The 21,238-nt window shown below is 71.5% G+C and carries 17 protein-coding genes; 13 read left to right on the forward strand and 4 right to left on the reverse strand.

The genetic code is table 11. The annotated features are described in order from the left end of the window. Positions 1-21: 21 nt before the first annotated feature. Both tal and tkt read right to left on the reverse strand, forming a co-directional pair. Positions 22-1,200, reverse strand: a complete 1,179-nt coding sequence (gene tal, locus A8711_RS20465; RefSeq protein WP_069089137.1) for a transaldolase — start codon at positions 1,198-1,200, stop codon at positions 22-24. A gap of 16 nt (positions 1,201-1,216) precedes the next feature. After that, positions 1,217-3,355, reverse strand: a complete 2,139-nt coding sequence (gene tkt / locus A8711_RS20470) for a transketolase (RefSeq protein WP_043329631.1) — start codon at positions 3,353-3,355, stop codon at positions 1,217-1,219. 264 nt (positions 3,356-3,619) lie between these two features. Between tkt and A8711_RS20475 the strand changes: the two genes are divergently transcribed. The 3 genes from A8711_RS20475 (at position 3,620) to A8711_RS20485 (ending at position 6,058) form a co-directional block, all read left to right on the forward strand. Further along, complete coding sequence (locus A8711_RS20475; protein WP_043329632.1) at positions 3,620-4,579, forward strand: heme o synthase; 960 nt, start codon at positions 3,620-3,622, stop codon at positions 4,577-4,579. Positions 4,580-4,798: 219 nt separating this feature from the next. Continuing rightward, positions 4,799-5,131: a hypothetical protein gene (locus A8711_RS20480; RefSeq protein ID WP_013287454.1), complete on the forward strand. Its 333-nt coding sequence runs from the start codon at positions 4,799-4,801 to the stop codon at positions 5,129-5,131. Between the two features lie 9 nt (positions 5,132-5,140). Further along, positions 5,141-6,058 carry a RimK family alpha-L-glutamate ligase gene (locus tag A8711_RS20485; protein WP_069089090.1) on the forward strand — a complete coding sequence of 306 codons (918 nt, stop codon included), beginning with the start codon at positions 5,141-5,143 and terminating at the stop codon, positions 6,056-6,058. A gap of 599 nt (positions 6,059-6,657) precedes the next feature. Here A8711_RS20485 and A8711_RS20490 read toward each other — a convergent pair. Together A8711_RS20490 and A8711_RS20495 are read right to left on the reverse strand one after the other, a co-directional pair. Next, positions 6,658-8,325 carry a right-handed parallel beta-helix repeat-containing protein gene (locus A8711_RS20490; RefSeq protein WP_069089091.1) on the reverse strand — a complete coding sequence of 556 codons (1,668 nt, stop codon included), beginning with the start codon at positions 8,323-8,325 and terminating at the stop codon, positions 6,658-6,660. Between the two features lie 73 nt (positions 8,326-8,398). Continuing rightward, the gene (locus tag A8711_RS20495; RefSeq protein WP_176722841.1) at positions 8,399-9,361 is read right to left on the reverse strand and encodes a heme A synthase; all 963 of its coding nucleotides are present in this window, start codon (positions 9,359-9,361) and stop codon (positions 8,399-8,401) included. Between the two features lie 208 nt (positions 9,362-9,569). Here A8711_RS20495 and A8711_RS20500 point away from each other — a divergent pair, with 208 nt between their 5' ends. From A8711_RS20500 to A8711_RS20545, 10 genes are all read left to right on the forward strand, one after another. Beyond that, positions 9,570-10,235, forward strand: a complete 666-nt coding sequence (locus A8711_RS20500; RefSeq protein WP_223201463.1) for a metalloregulator ArsR/SmtB family transcription factor — start codon at positions 9,570-9,572, stop codon at positions 10,233-10,235. Next, positions 10,232-11,662, forward strand: coding sequence for a Fe-S cluster assembly protein SufB (sufB, locus tag A8711_RS20505; protein ID WP_013287447.1), 1,431 nt, complete (start codon positions 10,232-10,234; stop codon positions 11,660-11,662). The genes A8711_RS20500 and sufB overlap by 4 nt, the downstream gene beginning before the upstream one ends. A 56-nt stretch (positions 11,663-11,718) precedes the next feature. After that, a complete protein-coding gene (sufD, locus tag A8711_RS20510) occupies positions 11,719-12,861 on the forward strand; it encodes a Fe-S cluster assembly protein SufD (protein WP_069089093.1) in 1,143 nt (380 codons plus the stop codon). Further along, complete coding sequence (locus A8711_RS20515) at positions 12,861-13,205, forward strand: non-heme iron oxygenase ferredoxin subunit (protein WP_064445305.1); 345 nt, start codon at positions 12,861-12,863, stop codon at positions 13,203-13,205. The genes sufD and A8711_RS20515 overlap by 1 nt, the downstream gene beginning before the upstream one ends. Then, positions 13,205-13,978 carry a Fe-S cluster assembly ATPase SufC gene (gene sufC / locus A8711_RS20520; RefSeq protein ID WP_064445306.1) on the forward strand — a complete coding sequence of 258 codons (774 nt, stop codon included), beginning with the start codon at positions 13,205-13,207 and terminating at the stop codon, positions 13,976-13,978. The genes A8711_RS20515 and sufC overlap by 1 nt, the downstream gene beginning before the upstream one ends. A 6-nt stretch (positions 13,979-13,984) precedes the next feature. Beyond that, complete coding sequence (locus tag A8711_RS20525) at positions 13,985-15,289, forward strand: cysteine desulfurase (protein ID WP_064445307.1); 1,305 nt, start codon at positions 13,985-13,987, stop codon at positions 15,287-15,289. Beyond that, a complete protein-coding gene (gene sufU, locus A8711_RS20530) occupies positions 15,289-15,762 on the forward strand; it encodes a Fe-S cluster assembly sulfur transfer protein SufU (RefSeq protein WP_064445308.1) in 474 nt (157 codons plus the stop codon). The genes A8711_RS20525 and sufU overlap by 1 nt, the downstream gene beginning before the upstream one ends. After that, positions 15,759-16,196 carry a metal-sulfur cluster assembly factor gene (locus A8711_RS20535; RefSeq protein ID WP_069089094.1) on the forward strand — a complete coding sequence of 146 codons (438 nt, stop codon included), beginning with the start codon at positions 15,759-15,761 and terminating at the stop codon, positions 16,194-16,196. Before sufU ends, A8711_RS20535 begins: the two co-directional genes overlap by 4 nt. 409 nt (positions 16,197-16,605) lie before the next feature. Beyond that, a complete protein-coding gene (locus tag A8711_RS20540) occupies positions 16,606-17,259 on the forward strand; it encodes a LysE/ArgO family amino acid transporter (RefSeq protein WP_069089095.1) in 654 nt (217 codons plus the stop codon). Positions 17,260-17,475: 216 nt separating this feature from the next. After that, a complete protein-coding gene (locus A8711_RS20545) occupies positions 17,476-21,168 on the forward strand; it encodes a M12 family metallo-peptidase (protein ID WP_233607765.1) in 3,693 nt (1,230 codons plus the stop codon). Positions 21,169-21,238 lie beyond the last annotated feature (70 nt).

Consider the following 21,238-nt stretch of genomic DNA (forward strand, 5'->3'; position numbering starts at 1 on the left):
GGACGCGTCGGACGCCGTCTGTCACGCGTTGCCGCCGGCCTGCTGCGCCGACTGCGCGTTCTTCCCGGCGGCCCGGTGCGGGCTGCCCGAGCCCTTGGCCGCCTCGGCGAGGGACTTCTTGACCCCCTCCAGCAGCTCCACCCAGCTCGCCTCGAACTTCTCCACGCCCTCGCGCTCCAGCGTGGCGATCACGTCGGACAGGTCAACGCCCACCGCCAGCAGGTCGGCGAAGACCTGGCGGGCGTCGTCGTACGCGACGGTGACGGTGTCCGGCTTCGTCTCGCCGTGCTCGGCGTAGGCGTGGATCACCGGCTCCGGCATGGTGTTGACGGTGCCGGGCGCGATCAGCTCCTCGACGTAGATGACGTCCCGGTAGTCCGGGTTCTTCGTCGAGGTGGAGGCCCACAGCGGGCGCTGCGGGTGGGCGCCCGCGTCGGCGAGCTTCTGCCAGCGCGCCGAGGAGAACACCTCGCCGTAGCGCTCGTACGCCAGCCGGGCGTTGGCGACAGCGGCCTTGCCGCGCAGCGCCTTGGCCCGGTCCGAGCCGATCTTCTCCAGCCGCTTGTCCACCTCGGTGTCGACCCGGGAGACGAAGAACGAGGCGACCGAGCCGATCTTCGACAGGTCGTGCCCGTTGGCCTGCGCCTGCTCCAGTCCGGCCAGGAAGGCCTCCATCACCTGCGAGTACCGGTCCAGGCCGAAGATCAGCGTGACGTTGACGCTGATCCCCTCGGCCAGCGTCGCGGTGATCGCGGGCAGGCCCTCCTCGGTGGCCGGGATCTTGATGAACAGGTTCGGCCGGTCGACCAGCCACCACAGCGCCTTGGCCTCGGCGACGGTCTTCGCCGCGTCGTGCGCCGAGCGCGGGTCCACCTCGATCGACACCCGGCCGTCCACGCCGCCGCTGGTCTCGTACGACGGGCGCATCACGTCGCAGGCCCACCGCACGTCGTACGTGGTGAGCATGCGGACCGCCTCCTCGACGTCCACACCACGTACGGCGAGGTCACGAAGCTGCCAGTCGTACTCGCCGGCGTCGCTCAGCGCCTTGGCGAAGATCGTCGGATTGGTGGTCACCCCGGCTACGTGGCTCTCCCGGCGCAGCTTGTCCAGCCCGCCGGAGCTCAGCCGTACCCGGGAGAGATCGTCGAGCCAGATCGCCACCCCGGCGCCCTGGAGCTCCTTCAGCCTGTCCGTCATGCCGTCCACGCTCCCCTCAGTTGCCGGTCGTGAAACCGGTGATGTCGCCCACCCGGGTCAGCGCCGCGTGCGCGGCGGCCACGATCCGGTCGGGGGTGAACCCGAACTGCTCGAAGAGCACGGTGTGCGGCGCGCTGGCGCCGTAGTGCTCGATGCTCACGCACTCGCCGCTGTCGCCGACGATCGCGCGCCACGACATCGCGATGCCCGCCTCCACGCTCACCCGTGCCTTTACCCCGCGCGGCAGCACCGACTCCCGGTACGCCTCGTCCTGCGCGAAGAACCACTCCTGGCAGGGCATGGAGACGACCCGGGTGGGGGTGCCGTCGGCCTCCAGCCGCTCCCGCGCGGTGAGGCAGAGCTGCACCTCGGAGCCGGTGCCGACGAGGATCACCTGCGGCTTGCCGTTCGACGCCTCGGCCAGCACGTACCCGCCCTTGGCGACGCCCTCGGCGCCGGCCAGGTCGGTGCGGTCGAACGTCGGCAGCGCCTGGCGGCTGAGCGCCAGCGCGGTCGGCCGGTCGGTGTGCTCCAGCGCCTGCCGCCACGCCCAGACCGTCTCGTTGGCGTCGGCCGGGCGCACCACGTCCAGGCCGGGGATGGCCCGCAGCGCGGTCAGGTGCTCGATCGGCTGGTGCGTCGGGCCGTCCTCGCCGAGGCCGATCGAGTCGTGCGTCCAGACGTACGTCACCGGCAGCTTCATCAGCGCGGCCAGCCGCACCGCCGGGCGCATGTAGTCGCTGAACACCAGGAACGTGCCGCCGTACGGGCGGGTGCCGCCGTGCAGGGCGATGCCGTTGAGGATCGCGCCCATGGCGTGCTCGCGGATGCCGAAGTGCAGCGTGCGGCCGTACTCGTCACCGGGGAAGTCCTTGGTGGCGTGCGCGGCCGGGACGAACGACGGCTCGCCCTTCATCGTGGTGTTGTTGCTCTCGGCCAGGTCGGCCGAGCCGCCCCACAGCTCCGGCAGCACCGGCGCCAGGGCCTCCAGGATCTTGCCGGAGGCGGCCCGGGTGGCGACGCCCTTGGCGTCCGCCGGGAAGGTCGGCAGCGCGTCGGTCCAGCCGGTCGGCAGCGTACGGGTGGCCATCCGGTCCCACAGCGCCTTGCGCTCCGGGTTGGCCTGCGCCCAGGCGTCGAACCCGGTGGTCCACTCGGCCTGCTCCTGCGCGCCACGCTCCAGCACCTGACGGGCGTGCTTGAGCACCTCCTCGTCGACCTCGAAGGTGCGCTGCGGGTCGAAGCCGAGGATCTCCTTGGTGGCCTTCACCTCGTCCGCGCCGAGCGCCGAGCCGTGGATCTTGCCGGTGTTCTTCTTGTTCGGCGCGGGCCAGCCGATGATGGTGCGCAGCGCGATGAACGACGGCCGGCCGGTCTCCGCCTTGGCGGCCAGCAGCGCCTGGTACAGCGCCTCCACGTCCTCGTGGTAGTCGCCCTGGTCGGCGTCGCCGCTGCGCCAGTCGACGGTCTGCACGTGCCAGCCGTACGCCTCGTAGCGGGCCGCCACGTCCTCGCTCTTGGCGATGCGGGTGTCGTCCTCGATCGAGATCTCGTTGTCGTCGTAGATCACGCAGAGGTTGCCGAGCTGCTGGTGACCGGCGAGCGCGCTGGCCTCGTGGGTGATGCCCTCCTCGATGTCACCGTCGGAGGCGATGCACCAGATGTCGTGCCGGAACGGCGAGTCGGCGCGGTCCGGCTCGCTGTCGAACAGGCCGCGCTCGCGGCGGGCCGCCATCGCCATGCCGACCGCGTTGCCGAGGCCCTGGCCGAGCGGCCCGGTGGTGGTCTCCACGCCCGGGGTGTGGCCGTGCTCCGGGTGGCCCGGGGTGAGCGAGCCCCACTGGCGCAGCGCCTTGAGGTCGTCCAGCGACAGCGGGTAGCCGGAGAGGAAGAGCTGGATGTAGAGCGTCAGGCTGGAGTGGCCGGCGGAGAGCACGAACCGGTCGCGCCCGGCCCAGTTCGGGTCGGCGGGGTTGTGCCGCATGACCCGGTTGAAGAGCAGGTACGCCACCGGGGCGAGGCTCATCGCCGTCCCCGGGTGGCCGTTGCCGGATTTCTCCACGGCGTCCATGGCCAGCACGCGGACCGTGTCGACGGCCCTGCGGTCGAGGTCGGACCAGTTGAGAGCGGGAAGCTCGGGTCGGTTGGCAGCCACGATGGTTGTGCTCCTCGGCAGATGGGCGGAACCCTCACTGATGACCCTATCGAGCGGTGCTAAACGTCCGCCCGGGGATCTCAGCATGCTGTTCTGTACGGATCGCGGACGTCCGGTCGTTCAACCCCAGGTGTGACGGCTCGCACCGTTGCCGGGTCTGCGGGGCAGCCAAAACGACGCCGCGTAGTGTGTGGGGCGGTGTGTGGACCTCGACGGGTCCGGGCCGAACGACCTCCCCCCGCCGATGCCGGAAGGTGGCAATCCGTGAGCATGATCACCGAGCGCCCCGTCAGCAACCCTGCCGGGCAGCCGCCGGTGGGCGCGGTGGCGGAGGCGCCGGCGAGCGGCCGGCGGGACGTACGCGCCGTGGTGGCGGCGTACGTGGCGCTGACCAAGCCGCGGATCGTCGAGCTGCTGCTGGTCACCACCGTTCCGGCGATGATGCTCGCGGACGGCGGCATGCCGTCGCTGTGGCTGGTCGCCGTCGTGCTCGTCGGCGGCTCGCTCGCGGCCGGCGCGGCGAGCGTCCTGAACTGCTACATCGACCGGGACATCGACCAGCTCATGCGGCGCACCAAGCGCCGCCCACTGCCCGCGCACACGGTTTCGCCGCGCAGCGCGTTGATCTTCGGTCTGGTGCTGGCGGCCGTCTCGGTGGCGCTGATGGCGGCGACCACCAACTGGCTGGCGACGGTGCTGACGCTCGCCGCGATCGCCTACTACGACCTGGTCTACACGCTGTGGCTGAAGCGGACCACCGCCGCCAACACGTTCTGGGGCGGTATCTGCGGGGCCGCGCCGGTGCTGATCGGCTGGGCCGCCGTCACCGGCTCGCTGGCGCCGGCCGCGTGGGGCCTGTTCGCCGTGGTCTTCTTCTGGCAGATGCCGCACTTCTACGCGCTGGCCATCAAGTACAAGGCCGACTACGCGCGCGCCGGCGTGCCGATGCTGCCGGTGGTGGCCTCGGTCCGGCGGGTCAACGCCGAGATCATCGGGTTCTCCTGGCTGACCGTGCTCTCCTCGCTGGCGGTCTGGCCGCTCGGGATGAGCCCGATCTACGGTGTCACCGCGCTCGTGGTCGGCGGGATCTTCCTCGTCGAGGCGCACAAGCTGTGCCGTCGCGCGACGCGGGGCGAGGCGGTCAAGCCGATGCGGCTGTTCCACTGGTCCACCACGTACCTCACGATCCTCTTCGCGGCCGTTGCGCTCGACGCGCTGCTCTGACGCGCCCGTCCGGCGGTTCATCAGAAATTTTTTTCGGGCTTCCCCGGAGGGGTCCAACCCGGACAGATTGTGACGATCTCGCCCGCCCGCTTCGCCCAGATATAAGCGACATATGCAGGCGAATTACCTGTGGTTCTTCTTAAACCGGCGGGTAATTGGCATCACATTCAGTTCATGGTTCTCGCACATCCGGGTGGAACTCTGCTTAGGCTTCGCGTCATGGCAGATGGTTCCGATACGACGCTGACGGCTGACAAGACCGCGGAGCAGGCCCCCAACGGCCTGGTCGCGGGCATCAAGTCGTTCGCCGCCGGACACGGCGGCGCGAAGGCGGTCATCGAGTACGTCGGCAAGCGCGGCGCACGGATCGTCCTCGTGGGTTCCGACGGGGTATGGGCAGACCAGTTCGCCGACGGCACCGACGTCGCGCGGCAGGCCTGCGCGAAGGCCGGGGTCGACGTCGAGAACGCCTGGGAGCGTGAACTGATGGACCAGATGCGTCCGAGCAACGACCTGTGGCGGTCGATGGCCCGGCGCACGATGGCCCGTTGACATAACCGAATGACCAACCACCACCAGTCGACCCGGGGGAGACCCCGGGTCGCTTTCGTCACCTGCGCCGAGCTGCCCGACCTCGACCCGGACGACCGGCTCGCGCTCGGCCCGCTCGCCGCCCGCGGGGTCACCACCGAGATCGCGGTCTGGGACGACCCGGCCGTCGACTGGTCCGGGTACGACCTGGTCGTGATCCGCTCCCCGTGGGACTACGCGCGGCGGCGCGACGAGTTCGTGGCCTGGGCGCGTACCGTGCCGGCCCTGGTCAACCCGGCCGACGTGGTCGCCTGGAACACCGACAAGCGCTACCTGTCCGAGCTTTCCGCCGCCGGAGCGCCCACCGTGCCGACGCAGTGGGTCGAGCCCGGGCGGGAGTGGACCCCACCGGCGGGCGGCGAGTACGTGATCAAGCCGGCGGTCAGCGCCGGCAGCCAGGACACCGGCCGCTACGACCTGACCGACAGGGAGCACCGGGAACTGGCGGTGGCCCACGTACGGCGGCTCTCCGACGCCGGGCGGGTCACCATGGTCCAGCCGTACCTGGAGGCGGTGGACACCGCCGGGGAGACCGCGCTGCTGTTCCTGGCCGGGCCCGACGGCCTGGCGTTCAGCCACGCGATCCGCAAGGGCCCGATGCTGACCGGGCCGGACCTGGGCGAGGCCGCGCTCTACAAGGAGGAGCGCATCGACGCGCGCACCGCCACCGCGGAGCAGCGCGCGGTGGCCGAGAAGGTGCTGGCAGCCGTGCCGGGCGGCCCGGACCGGCTGCTCTACGCCCGGGTCGACCTGATCCCCGGCCCGGACGGCACGCCCGTGCTGGTCGAGCTGGAGCTGACCGAGCCGAGCCTGTTCGTCGGGTACGCCGACGGCGCCCCGGACCGGCTCGCCGACGCGGTCCTCACCCACTTGACCCCCCGCGCCTGACCCGTCCCGCCTGGCCGTGGCTGTGGGCCTGGCGGTGGCCGTGGCGAGCGTGCCGGCCCTGGCGGCGTCCGGGCTTTGGCAGCGGGCCCGGGACCGCGACCCTCCTGGCTGCGGACGCACCTCGCCGACCCACCCGACGCGGTGCACGCAACGCCAGGCTGTCTCAGGGCTCGAGGCGCCCACGGTGTTCCACTCGCTGTCTGCCGGGGCCCTGGGTGGAACAGCATGGGTGTCTCAGGGCTGTCCAGGCACCCATGGTGTTCCACTCGCGATCCGTCCGTGCCGTGAGTGGAACGCCATGGGTGGCACGAGGGGGCGCGTTTCCACTCGGGCTGGCGGCGCGTTTGCCGGCCGTCGCCGCCATCGTGGCGTCGGCGGCTTTCGCCGGGGCCCACCGGGCCGCGTCTTCGATACCATCAGCGCGCGCTGCTCGGCCTGCACGTCGCCAGGCTGCTGCACCGCGACGGCGATCTCTGGGTGCTGATCGTCGCGTACGCGGTCAGCAACGGCAGCTTGGTCATGCTGGCTGTCACCACCGACGCCGGCCCGGCTGAACCGGAGCCGCCCGAGCCGCCGGTGCCGCCCGCGCCGCCGGGAGGTCAGTCGCGGTCGCTGTGGTTGCGTGCCCAGCGGCCGCCGATCGGCGGCGTGTCCAGCCGCAGCGCGGCCTCGGTGCCGGCCAGGTCGTTGTCCTCGAACGCGCAGGAGACGCAACTGCCCGCCTCGGTGACCCAGATGCCGTACGCCTGGGTGTCGGCGTCCCGGTGCCAGATCCGGTTGCCGCGCACGGTGGCCGAGTCGAACGGCGCGGCGATGGTGATGCCGCCGCAGGCCGGCGGGCCGTCCGGCAGCTCGTACCTCGTGCCCGGCCCCGGGGTGGCCTCGTTCCAGCCGGTGGTGCCGTCCGGGCGTACCTCGGCCAGGGAGAGCCGGGTGGCGCTGTTGTCGGACACCACCGCGTCCCGTGAGCCGACTCGGACCACCTTGCCCCGGTGCCCGCCGTCGGGCCAGTCCGCGTTGCCGTCGGTGAGCTCGCGCGGGCCGTAGCGCACCGCCTCGCCGGAGCCGGAGCAGGCCGGGGCGGAGCGACGGCCGTTGTCCCGGATCCGGTTGCCCACGATCGAGGTGTCCAGCATCGGCCGGTCGATCCGGATGCCGTCCAGCGCGTTCTCCCGGATGTCGTTGTCCTGGATCACCACGTCGGCCGCCGCGCCCCGGTAGCCGTGGCCCAGGTCGTGCTCGTGGTAGCCGAAACCGCCGTTGCGGCTGATCCGGTTGCCCTGCACCGTGTACGGGCCGGGGGTGTTGCCCATGCTGATCCCGTCGCCGACGTTGGCGTCGATCACGCAGCCGGTGAGCAGGCCGCCGCGCCCGGCCACCCCGGCGGTGCCGTTGCCGGACACGTCGAAGCCGGCCTCCAGGTTGTTGGTCATGGTGCAGCCGGAGACGATCAACCCGTCGGCGCCCCAGTCGGAGATGCCGAACCGGTTGGCCTGGCTGTGGCAGCCGATGATCCGGAAACCGCGCGGTGGGGTCCAGTAGTCCTTCTGCAACTCCAGGAAGATCCCGTTGGTGCCGTTGCCGATGGTGGTGCAGTTGGCGATGGTGAGGCGCTCCACGTCGCCCCAGCCGCCGATACCGACGCCGATCCCGGCGCCGCCCATCTGGTCGCCGTTGTCCAGCCGGCCGCACCCCACCACGACTACGCCGTCGATCAGGCTGTCCTGGAGGAAGTCACAGCCCAGGCCGGTCGCCCCGGTGTGGTGGATGTAGAGGTTGCGGAACACGCCGCGCACCACGTACTGCAGGCCCAGCCCCTTGGCCAGGTAGTCGTAGGAGGTCTGGGCGACCCCGGAGCCGTCGATCTCGAAGTCGGCGAACGTGCAGTCGGCGATGTGCCGGTCCCGGTCGGCGCCGTGCTGCACGGTGGTCCAGTACGCCAGCGGGACCGGTGCGCTGCGGTCGCCCTCGTTGCTGAGCAGGAACCGGGTCGCGGCCGGTCCGGCGCCGATCAGCGAGACACCGCTGCGCCAGACGGTGCCGGCGTCGCGGATCGAGTACAGGCCGGGCGGACAGTAGATCACCCGGGCCCGGCCGTCGGCGTCGTACCCGGCGCCGAGCCGGTCCACCAGGGCCGCCAGCGCCGGCTGGTCGTTCGTCACCCCGTCGCCGGTGAGGCCGTGCTCGTGGGCGTCGCACCACAGCGGCGCGCCGGCGACCGGCGTCAGCCGTTGCGGCGTGGTGGTGGCGAGGCTCTTGCGCGGCACCGGGAACTCCCCTCGGGCGTACGGTCCGTGGCCCGGACCGCTTTCCCGTTCCCGTCGCGCGATAACGCCCCGCTCAGGCGCCGGCGCCCACCGGCTCGGCGACCGGCTCGGCCGGGGCCGGCGGGGCGGCCGGCAGCCGCTCCCGGGTCGCGAACAGGACGCCGAGCGTGGCCAGCAGCACCAGGCAGGACCCGAGCATGTGCGCGCCGACCAGCACGCCCGGCAGGTGGGTGAAGTACTGGACGAAGCCGATCACGCCCTGGCCCAGCTCGACCGCGATCAGCACCGCGGCGGCCCGCGCCGCGCGCTCCGCGCCGACCGCCCGGAACGCGAAGTACAACGCCACCGAGAGACCGATCAGCAGGAAGACGCCGTCGGCGTGCACCTGCGAGATCTGCGTCGGGTCCAGGCCGTTGCGGGCCGCGCCGTGGTCGCCGGCGTGCGGCCCGCTGCCGGTCACCCAGGTGCCGACCACCAGCACCGACGCGCTCACCGCCGTGGTGATCCAGGCGAGGGTACGCAGCGGCGCCGGCACGGTCGGGCTGTCCGGCCCGTCCGGCTCCTTGATCCGCCGCCAGAGCGCGTACGCGGCGGCGATGACCGCCATCGAGGCGAGGAAGTGCAGCCCGACCACCCACGGGTTGAGGTCGGTCAGCACGGTGATGCCGCCGATGACCGCCTGGGCCGGGATGCCGAACAGCACGCCGACGGCCAGCGGGAGCAGCCCGCGCCGGCGGGGACGGTGGGCCAGCACGGCCAGCACGACGGCGAGTGCGATGATCCCCACCGCGAAGGTGAGCAGCCGGTTGCCGAACTCGATCACCCCGTGCACGCCCATCTCGGCGGTCGTGGTGTAGGAGTCGTCGGTGCACCGGGGCCAGGTGGGGCAGCCGAGGCCGGACGCGGTGAGCCGGACGGCCCCGCCGGTGACCACGATCGCGACGTTCGCGATGATCGAGGCGAGCGCGAGGCGGCGCAGCAGCGTGGACGAGACCGGGAACCGGACGGAACGCTTCACGGAGCGAATCCTACGCACCGTAGTTGATCCCGATCGGGTGACTCCGCCACCCCGGTGGTCGGAATCACCGGACCCGGGTTTGCGAGCCTCGGACGATTTACGTAACGTTGCCGTTGTGAAAAACGCGGCGGCGCTGTCCCGGGCGTCGGTGACCGGTGCGGTCACCGGCGGTTCGCGGTCGCGTCGTGGCACCCGGCACGTCGAGCGGGAGTCCGCTCCGGCCGACCTGTCGACTCGTGACCGGGTCACCCAGCTCCTGCTGGAGCGGGGCGCCACCACCGCAGCGCAGCTCGGCTCGGCGCTCGGCCTCAGCCCGGCCGCGATCCGCCGGCACCTCGACGCCATGCTCGCCGACGGCGACGTGGTCGCCCGCGACCAGGTCGTGCGCGGCAGCCGGGGGCGGGGCCGGCCGGCCAAGGTCTTCGCGCTCACCGAGGCGGCCCGGGGCCGCTGCGGCACCCACCACTACGACAACATGGCCACCGCCGCGCTGCGCTGGATCGCCCGCACCGGCGGCGCCGAGGCGGTCGCGGCGTTCGCGGCCGAGCAGGTCTCCGCGCTGGAGACCCGCTGCCGGGCGGCCATGGAGGACGCGGGAGACGCGCCGCTCGCGCGGGCCGAGGCGCTCGCCGGGGCGCTCACCGCCGAGGGTTACGCTGCCAACGCGTCCACGATCGCCTCCGGCGGCCAGCTCTGCCAGCACCACTGCCCGGTGGCGCACGTGGCCGCCGAGTTCCCTCAGCTGTGCGAGGCCGAGACTGAGGTCATCTCCCGTCTGGTCGGCACCCACGTACAGCGCCTGGCCACCATCGCGCACGGCGACGGCGTGTGCACCACGCACATTCCCGCCCAGTCCGGTTCCACCGTCACCACTGTGAGGACAGATAGATGACCGAGCAGATCGTTCAGCCCCTGACCCAGGAGGAGCAGCTCGCGGCCCTCGGTCGTTACGAGTACGGCTGGGCCGACCCCGACGTCGCCGGGGCGTCCGCCCAGCGCGGCCTCAGCGAGGCGGTGGTGCGGGACATCTCGGCCAAGAAGAACGAGCCGGCCTGGATGCTCGACCTGCGGCTCAAGGGCCTGCGGCTGTTCGGCCGCAAGCCGATGCCGAACTGGGGCGCCGACCTCACCGGGATCGACTTCGACAACATCAAGTACTTCGTGCGGTCCACCGAGAAGCAGGCCACCTCCTGGGAGGACCTGCCCGAGGACATCAAGAACACCTACGACAAGCTCGGCATCCCGGAGGCGGAGAAGCAGCGCCTGGTCGCCGGTGTCGCGGCGCAGTACGAGTCCGAGGTGGTCTACCACCAGATCCGTGAGGACCTGGAGGAGCAGGGCGTCGTCTTCCTGGACACCGACACCGCGCTCAAGGAGCACGAGGACCTGTTCAAGGAGTACTTCGGCACGGTCATCCCGGTCGGCGACAACAAGTTCGCCGCGCTGAACACCTCCGTCTGGTCCGGTGGCTCGTTCATCTACGTGCCGAAGGGCGTGCACGTGGACATCCCGCTGCAGGCCTACTTCCGGATCAACACGGAGAACATGGGCCAGTTCGAGCGGACGCTGATCATCGTCGACGAGGGCGCGTACGTGCACTACGTCGAGGGTTGCACCGCGCCCATCTACTCCTCCGACTCGCTGCACAGCGCGGTCGTGGAGATCATCGTCAAGAAGAACGCCCGGTGCCGGTACACGACCATCCAGAACTGGTCGAACAACGTCTACAACCTGGTCACCAAGCGTGCCGTGTGCCACGAGGGCGCGACCATGGAGTGGGTCGACGGCAACATCGGCTCCAAGGTCACCATGAAGTACCCGGCGGTCTACATGACCGGCGAGCACGCCAAGGGCGAGGTGCTCTCGGTGGCCATGGCCGGCGAGGGCCAGCACCAGGACGCCGGCGCCAAGATGGTGCACGCCGCGCCGCACACCTCCTCGACCATCGTGTCGAAGTCGATCGCCCGGGGCGGCGGCCGCACCTCGTACCGCGGTCTGGTGCAGGTGCTGGAGGGCTCGACCAGCAGCAAGAGCACGGTCAAGTGCGACGCGCTCCTGGTCGACACGATCTCCCGCTCCGACACCTACCCGTACGTCGACATCCGCGAGGACGACGTGTCGATGGGGCACGAGGCGACCGTCTCCAAGGTCAGCGAGGACCAGCTCTTCTACCTGATGAGCCGGGGCCTGAGCGAGGACGAGGCGATGGCGATGATCGTGCGCGGCTTCATCGAGCCGATCGCCAAGGAGCTTCCGATGGAGTACGCGCTGGAGCTCAACCGCCTGATCGAGCTGCAGATGGAGGGCGCGGTCGGCTGACGCCGGCCCCCGTCCTCCGCCTCACCTGACACCTCGTCGCAGAACACAAGGAAGAGATGACTACCCAGGCTTCCGCGCCGCCCACGACCAAGTCGCAGGCGCTCCGCTCGTACGACGTCGCCGACTTCCCGGCCCTGACCGGCCTGGAGGAGGAGTGGCGCTTCACCCCGCTCAAGCGCCTGCGCGGCCTGACCGGGTCGGCGCAGGGCGCGACCGGCGCGGTCCGGCACGAGTACGGTGACCTGCCCGAGGGCGTCACCGTCGACCGGATCGGCCGGGACGACCCCCGGGTGGGCAGCGTGCTCACCCCGTTCGACCGGGTCAGCGCGCTCGCGTACGGCGGGGCCGACCGCGCGCTGCTGGTGCGGGTCGCCCGCGACGCGGTGGTGGAGGCGCCGGTGCGCCTGCGGGTGGTCGGCGAGAACGCCGAGGCGCTCGCCTTCGGCCACACGTTCGTCGAGGTGGACCGGTTCGCCGAGGCCACCGTGGTGATCGAGCACGTCGGCTCGGCCACGCTGGCCGACAACGTCGAGGTGTCGGTGGGCGACGGGGCGAAGCTGACCCTGGTCACCGTCGCCGACTGGGCCGACGACGCGGTGCAGGCGCAGCACCTGAAGGTGCGGCTGGGCCGCGACGCCCGGATCCTGCACGTGCAGGTCAGCCTCGGCGGCGACCTGGTCCGGCAGTACACGTCGGTGGAGTACACCCAGCGCGGCGGCGAGGCCGAGCTGTACGGCGTCTACTTCGCCGACTCCGGCCAGCACCTGGAGCACCGGCAGCTGGTCGACCACACCGTGCCGGACTGCCGCAGCAACGTCGGCTACCGGGGCGCGCTGCAGGGCGACGACGCGCACACGGTCTGGGTCGGCGACGTGCTGATCCGCGCCGAGGCCACCGGCACCGACACGTACGAGATCAACCGGAACCTGCTGCTCACCGACGGCGCGCGGGCCGACTCCGTACCCAACCTGGAGATCGAGACCGGCGAGATCGCCGGCGCCGGGCACGCCAGCGCGACCGGCCGGTTCGACGACGAGCAGCTGTTCTACCTGATGGCCCGGGGCATCCCGGAGGCCGAGGCGCGGCGCCTGGTGGTGCGCGGCTTCTTCGCCGAGCTGATCAACAAGATCCCGGTCGAGGACCTGCGCGAGCGCCTCGGTGACGCCATCGAGGCCCGGCTGGCGAAGGCCGGCGCCTGATGCTCAAGATCTGCTCCACCGAGGACGTGCCGAAGGGCACCGCGATCAGCGCCGACGTGGACGGCGTGCAGGTCGCGATCGTGCACGGCGAGGACGACGTGTTCTACGCGGTGCACGACGAGTGCTCGCACGCCGCCGTGGCGCTGTCCGAGGGCGAGGTCGAGGGCTGCACGCTGGAATGCTGGCTGCACGGATCCCGTTTCGACCTGCGTACCGGTGAGCCCACCGGGCTGCCCGCGACCGAACCCGTACCCGTCTATTCCGTCGAAGTCCGCGACGGCGACATCTACCTTTCCGTGGACGGCGACGGCCGTCCGCTGCCGAGCAATGGAGTGACCCGCTGATGAGCACCCTGGAGATCCGCGACCTGAAGGTGTCGGTCAAGCTGCCCGAGGGTGAGCTCAAGCCGATCCTGCACGGGGTCGACCTGACCGTGCGCTCCGGCGAGACGCACGCCATCATGGGCCCGAACGGCTCCGGCAAGTCGACGCTGGCGTACTCGATCGCCGGTCACCCGAAGTACGAGATCACCGGCGGCGAGGTGACCCTCGACGGCGAGGACGTGCTGTCCATGTCCGTCGACGAGCGGGCCCGCGCCGGTCTCTTCCTGGCCATGCAGTACCCGGTCGAGGTCCCCGGCGTGTCGGTGGCCAACTTCCTGCGTACCGCCAAGACCGCCATCGACGGTGAGGCGCCGAAGCTGCGCACCTGGGGCGGCGAGCTGCGCGGCGCCATGGAGCGCCTCCAGATGGACCCGGCGTTCGCCCAGCGCAACGTCAACGAGGGCTTCTCCGGCGGCGAGAAGAAGCGGCACGAGATCGTGCAGCTGGAGCTGCTCAAGCCGAAGATGGCGATCCTCGACGAGACCGACTCCGGCCTGGACGTGGACGCGCTGCGCGTGGTCAGCGAGGGCGTGAACCGGGTACGCGACACCGGTGACACCGGCCTGCTGCTGATCACCCACTACACGCGCATCCTGCGTTACATCAAGCCCGACTTCGTGCACGTCTTCGTGGCCGGCCGGATCGTCGAGCAGGGCGGCCGGGAGCTGGCCGACAAGCTCGAGGAAGAGGGCTACGAGCGCTACGTCGCCGGAGCCGGCGCGGCACGGGCCTGACCTGCCATGACCTCGATGGCCATCCCGGCGGGCATGCCGCAGTACGACGACGTGCCGCGCTTCGACGTGGCGAAGGTGCGGGCCGACTTCCCGATCCTCGACCGGGAGGTCAACGGCCACCCGCTGGTCTACCTGGACAGCGCCAACACCTCGCACAAGCCGCGGCAGGTGCTCGACGTGCTCGCCGAGCACTACGCGCTGCACAACGCCAACGTGTCGCGCTCGGTGCACACGCTGGGCACCGAGGCCACCGAGGCGTACGAGGGCGCGCGGGCGAAGATCGCCGCGTTCATCAACGCGCCGAGCGTGGACGAGGTGGTGTTCACCAAGAACTCCACCGAGGCGATCAACATCGTGGCGTACGCCTTCTCCAACGCCTCGCTGCGCGCGGACGGCGACCCCCGGTTCCGGCTGGGCCCCGGCGACGAGATCGTGATCTCCGAGATGGAGCACCACTCGAACATCGTCCCGTGGCAGCTGCTCGCGGAGCGCACTGGCGCGACGCTGCGCTGGTTCCCGGTCACCGACCAGGGCCGGCTCGACGAGTCCGGCCTGGACGACCTGGTCACCGAGCGGACGAAGATCGTCTCGCTGGTGCACATGTCGAACATCCTCGGCACCGTCAACGCCACCTCGCGGATCACCGCGCGGGTCCGCGAGGTCGGCGCGCTGCTGCTGCTCGACTGCTCGCAGTCGGTGCCGCACCTGCCGATGGACGTGGTCGACCACGACGCCGACTTCATCGTCTTCACCGGGCACAAGATGTGCGGCCCGACCGGCATCGGCGTGCTCTGGGGCCGGGGCGAGCTGCTCGCCGCGATGCCCCCGGTGATGGGCGGCGGCTCGATGATCGAGACGGTGACCATGGGCGGCTCGACGTTCGCCGCGCCGCCGGCCCGGTTCGAGGCGGGCACCCCGCCGATCGCCGAGGCGGTCGCGCTCGGCGCTGCGGTGGACTACCTCACCGCGATCGGCATGCCGGCCATCCAGTGGCACGAGAAGGAGCTGACGGCGTACGCGCTGGACGCCCTCGCCACCGTGCCCGGCCTGCGGATTTTCGGCCCGACCGTGCCGGTGGGCCGGGGCGGGACGATCTCGTTCGCGCTCGGTGACGTGCACCCGCACGACGTCGGGCAGGTGCTCGACTCGCTCGGCGTGCAGGTGCGGGTGGGCCACCACTGCGCCCGGCCGGTGTGCACCCGGTTCGGGGTGCCGGCCACGACGCGGGCGTCGTTCTACCTCTACACCACCACCGCGGAGATCGACGCCCTGGTGGCGGGTCTGGAGCGGGTGCGGAAGGTGTTCCAGTGATGCAGCTCGAATCCCTCTACCAGGAGATCATCCTGGACCACTACAAGCACCCGCATGGCCGCGGCCTGCGGGACGCGGCGGACCCGGCCGCCCGGGTCGGCGAGGCGCACCACGTCAACCCGACCTGCGGCGACGAGATCACCGTACGGGTGGCGACCGACGGCACGGTGTTCACCGACATCTCGTACGACGGGATGGGCTGCTCGATCAGCCAGGCGTCGGCGAGCATCCTGCACGAGCTGCTGCGCGGCAGGGCCGCGAGCGACGCCGCGGTGGTGCACGAGGCGTTCGTGCAGTTGATGTCCGGGCGGGGCCAGGTCACGCCGGACGAGGACGTGCTCGGAGACGGGGTGGCGTTCGCGGGTGTCGCGCGCTACCCGGCCCGGGTGAAGTGCGCGCTGTTGTCGTGGATGGCGTTCAAGGACGCCGCGGCACGCGCCGGGGTGGGCGTGAGCCCGGAGGTGAAGGCATGAGCGACGAGAACATGACCCCCGAGGCTGGCGCGGTGGCGACGGACGGCGCGGCCGTCAACGGTGCTGTTGCCGACGGCGCGGCCGCGGGCGCGGCGGCGCCGGCCGGCGGCAAGGCCGCTATCGGCGACATCGAGGAGGCGATGAAGGACGTCGTCGACCCCGAGCTGGGAATCAACGTGGTGGACCTGGGCCTGGTGTACGGCGTCCACGTCGACGACGACAACGTGGCCACCCTGGACATGACGCTGACCTCGGCGGCCTGCCCGCTGACCGACGTGATCGAGGACCAGGCCCGGCAGGCGCTGACCACCGGTCCCGGTGGCGGCCTGGTGAACGACATCCGGATCAACTGGGTCTGGCTGCCGCCGTGGGGCCCCGACAAGATCACCGACGAGGGGCGCGACCAGCTGCGCTCGCTCGGCTTCAACGTCTGACAGTTCTCCCGGTCACCGCCACGGGCGCGGCACCCTTGAGGGGTGCCGCGCCCGCGGTGTTCTCTCGGCATGATCGACACCGTTACGCCGATGTGGTGTGGTCGGAGTGGCTTTGATGTCGCCACATCGGCGAAGTGGTGTCGATCAAGGTGACCTGGCGGCACTGCCACCGGCGTTGGTGCCCCGAACAGCGAGATCTTGGTACGAGATCGCCCCTGCGGGGGCAGATTCGTACCAAGATCTTCAGTCCAACCGAGGCGCGGGAAAACCGGTTCCGGGGTGGGGGAACCAGGGGGCAGGATGAGCGGGTGATCGAGGCGTACCCGAAGCAGGCTCCTGTCCGTGCGGCCACTGCCGCGCGTCGACAGCGCATCCTGCCGCCGGCCGCCTCGGCCCGCCACCCCTCGTCGTGACCGGGGCGTTCCTGGCCGGCCTGGTCGCCGGCTACGGCGTCGCCATCCCGGTCGGCGCGATCGCGATCCTCATTCTCGGGCTCAGCGCGCGTACCTCGTTCCGGGTCGGTTCGGCGGCGGCGCTCGGCGTGGCCACCGCCGACGGGCTGTACGCGGCCGTGGCGGCGCTCGGCGGGGCCGCGGTGGCCAGCGGGCTCGCGCCGTTCGCGGGTCCGCTGCGGCTGATCGCCGCGGGGGTGCTGCTGGCCCTCGCCTGCCTCACCGCCTGGCGCGCGATGCGCCCACCCGCCCCGGCGCAGGAGCCGAACTCACCCGCCCCGACGCAGGAGCCGAGTCCGCGGGGTGGCCTGGACACGCCGGTGCGGGCGTTCGCCGCGGTTCTCGCGCTGACCCTGCTCAACCCGGCCACCGTCGTCTACTTCGTGGCGCTCGTCCTCGGCCGGGGCGACGTGCTCGGCTCGAGCCCGGTCGGCGCGGCCGCCTTCACCGCAGGCGTGTTCCTCGCCTCGGCCAGCTGGCAGTTGCTGATCGCCGGCGGCGGCTCGCTGATCGGCCGGGCCCTCACCGGTCCCCGTGGGCGGCGGGTCACCGCGCTGCTGTCCAGCGCCATCATCGCCGCCCTCGCGGTCGCCACGGTGCTCGGCGTCTGACCGAAGGGGACGGCCGCGGCCCGACGGCATCGATCGGATTCCGGGAGCCGGGACGACCTGGAGCATCGTCCGGACGCAACCGCATCATCTTCGCGGCTGATGTTCGGAGTCGCGAGTGGTCCTAGGGTCACGGAACAATCCGTGGACCGTTCACGTACATCCGGTCATCCCCACCGGTCGTGCGTCGATCCACACCAGACCCAGCAGGGAGAAGACTTGAGGATCACCCTGTGGCGTCCGCCGCGCGACCGGCAACCCGCCCGGCGCGGACGGACCGCTGCCCTCCTCGTCGCCGCGCTGGCCGCGGCGACGCTTCCCGTTCTCGCGGCGCCCGCGCCCGCCTCCGCCGCACCCGGCGTCCACGGGCCGTGGCAGAAGGTGGACGGCAAGCCGGCGGCCACCAAGGCGGGCCGCCAGGCCGCGATCAAGGCCAAGCGGCTGACCGCGTACAAGCTGGACCGCGGCACCATGAAGGGCCTGCTGGACAAGGCGCCGGCCGAGAAGCGCGTCGCGGTGGCCCGGGTGGCGAAGCAGGTGGTGTCGCTGCCCGCTCCGGACGGCACGTTCCAGCGCTTCGAGCTGGTCGACTCGCCGGTCATGGAGGCCGGTCTGGCCGCGAGGCACCCGGAGATCACCACGTACGCCGGCAAGGGCCTGGACGACCCGGCCGCGACCATCCGCGCGGACCTCACCCCGCTCGGGTTCCACGCCTCGGTCCGGTCGGCCAAGGGCAACTGGTACATCGACCCGTACTACCAGCGTGACCAGAGCCTGTACGCGAGTTACTTCGCCCGCGACCTGGAGCACCCGGAGGGCGAGTTCGTCGAGCGTGCGGACGTCACGCAGGAGGCGCACGCGCTGGCCGAGGAGATCGCCGAGGCGGACGTCCCGGCCGGGCCGCTGGTGAAGCTGCGCACGTACCGGGTGGCGCTGGTGACCGACCCGTCGTACGCCACCTACTTCGGCGCGGAGAACGTCACCGCCGCGAAGGTGACGCTGATGAACCGGGTCACCCAGATCTACGAGGACGAGACGGCGATCCGGCTCGTGCTGATCAACGACACCGACAAGACCAACCTGAACACGCCGGCCCTGGCCACCGAGCCGAACGGCCCGTGCGGCGCGGCGGCATGCTTCACGCCGGCGCAGCTCACCTCCTGCGGCAGTGGCACGCTCAGCCGTAACCGGATCGTGCTCGGCCAGCTGGTCGGCGCGAGCAACTACGACGTGGGCCACGTCGGCCTGGGCGTCAACGGCGGCGGCGTGGCCAGCCTCGGCGTGATCGGCGGCAACGGCAAGGCGCAGGGCTGCACCGGCCTGCCGACACCGGTCGGCGACTTCTACGCGGTCGACTACGTCTCGCACGAGATGGGTCACCAGTTCGCCGGCAACCACACCTTCAACGGCACCCAGTACAACTGCTCGGGCGGCAACCGCAGCGCGGCCAACTCGTACGAGCCGGGCAGCGGTTCGTCGATCATGGCGTACGCGGGCATCTGCCAGCAGGACAACCTCCAGCCGCACAGCGACCCGTACTGGTCGCACCGCAGCTACACCGAGATCACCAACTACGTCACGTCGAACCGCCCGGCCATCAACGAGGTGCAGAACGTCTCGCTGTACGGGTTCGACGCCGACGGTGACTCGTTCACCATCAGCTACGCGGGCAGCGACTCGGCGCCGATCACGCGGGGCGTCAACTACACCACCGCGGGCATCAAGGCGGCCATCGAGGGCATCGCCGGCTGGCCGGCCGGCGCGACGGTCACCGTGGCCGCGTTCGGTGGCAGCGGCACGCTCAACGACAACGGCTTCCAGGTGACCTTCGGCGGCACGCTGGCCACCACCAACGTGGCGTCGCTGGAGCTGACGAACGCCTCCGGCGCGTCCGGTTTCGTCGGTGAGACGGCGAAGGGCGGCGCCATCGACAACGGCGGCTGGCTGGTCGAGGAGACCACCAACCACGCCCCGGTGGTCACCGTCCCGGAGACCGTCACCATCCCGGTGCGTACGCCGTTCGCGCTGACCGGCAGCGCCACCGACGCCGACGGCGACACCGTCACGTACCTGTGGGAGCAGAACGACAGGGGCGCCACGACCGGCACCGCGCTGACGAACAACACGAAGGTCAACGGTCCGCTGTTCCGGGTGTTCGGCGAGGCGGCGATCGTGTCGCCGACGGACACGCTGAAGTACTACTCGCCGGGGCTGAACGCGGTCACCACCGACTCGACCCGGGTGTTCCCGGACATGCGGCAGATCCTGGCCGGCAACACCAACGCGGCCACCGGCGCCTGCCCGGCTGCCCCGGCCCCGCCGGCCACCGGTGGCGCGTCGAACGTGCCGGCCGAGCTGGTCGACTGCTACTCCGAGTTCCTGCCCACCCGCGACTGGGTCGGCATCGCGGGTGACCGGACCCTGCACTTCAAGCTCACCGCCCGGGACGGGCGGCTGGGTGGCGGCGGCATCGGCAGCGGCGACGTCGCCGTGGTGCTGGCGCCGGACGCGGGTCCGTTCCTGGTGACCTCGCAGGGCGCCGCCGCCGTCCTGGACGGCGGCTCGACCCAGACCGTGACGTGGGACGTGGCCGGCACCGACGTGGCGCCGGTGAACGCCGCGCAGGTGAAGATCTCGCTGTCCGCCGACGGCGGGCTGACCTTCCCGTACGTGCTGGCGGAGCAGACCGCCAACACCGGCTCGGCGACGGTGACGCTGCCGAACGTGGCGACCGGGAAGGCCCGGATCAAGATCGAGGCGGTCGGGAACGTCTTCTTCGACGTCAACGACGCCGACTTCACGATCCGGTCCGCCCCGGCCGTCACCAGCACCGCCCCGGACGGCGTGAGCGTCCAGTACAGCGACGCGCTCTCGCCTGCCGTCACGGTCACCGCCACCGACGGCGACACCACGGGCGCGGACCTGACCGCCGCCGCCACCGGGCTGCCCGCCGGCCTGTCCCTGGCCGTCACGAGCACCTCCGCGGCCGACGCCCGGCCGGGCTCGCGTACCTGGACGGTCGCCGGCACCACCACGGCGGCACCGGGTGCCTATCCGGTCACGGTGACCGTCTCCGACGGCTCCGGGCTGACCGGCAGCACCTCGTTCACGATCACGGTCACCGCCGAGGACGCGGCGGTCAGCTGGGCCGGTGACACGCTGGTGAACACCGCGACCGGCGGCGCCTCCGGCAAGGCCCTGCTGCGGGCCGTGGTCCGGGACAGCTCGGTGCTGCCCGGCGCGACGGACACCACAGCCGGTGACATCCGGACCGCCACCGTCACCTTCACGAAGGACGGCGTGACGCTCTGCGCCGCAGTGCCGGCCCTGCTGGGCACGGCCACCACGAGCGCGTCCGCGGCGTGCGAGGCCACGCTGCCGAAGGGCACGCACACCGTCACCGCGACAGTGGGCGGCAACTACACGGGCAGCACCACCGCGCAGGTCACAGTCGCCGTCTCCGACGGCGGGTTCCTCACCGGTGGCGGTCACCTGACCGCCACCCGCTCGGCGGGCACCTACCCGGCCGACGTGAACTCCACCGTCGAGGTGGAGCTGAACGCGAAGCCGGGCAAGGCGAACAAGCCGGCCACCGGCAAGGCCGAGATCGAGTTCCGCTCCGGCGGGAAGGCGTACACGATCAAGGCCGGCACCGTCGACGCGCTCGGCGTCACCTCGGCGGGCAAGGTCGCCCAGGTGCGCTACCAGGCCGCCCTGTACGACAACAAGGGCAAGCTGGTGGCCTCCGGCCTGACGCTGACCGTCACGGTGACCGACCGGGGCGCCCCCGGCAGGAACGACACCGTCGGGGTCACGCTGTGGAAGGGCGGCTCGCTGCTCTTCTCGTCCGACTGGACGGGCGGCGGCACCGCCGAGGTCACGCTGAAGGGCGGCAACCTCACCGTCCACTGATCCACCCGGTAGACGCGGGAGGGCACCGGTCACGGTGTCCTCCCGCGTTGCGTTCCCGGGTCCGGCGATG

The organism is Micromonospora sp. II, from assembly GCF_001709195.1.
In the GTDB taxonomy this organism is placed as follows: domain Bacteria; phylum Actinomycetota; class Actinomycetes; order Mycobacteriales; family Micromonosporaceae; genus Micromonospora; species Micromonospora chalcea.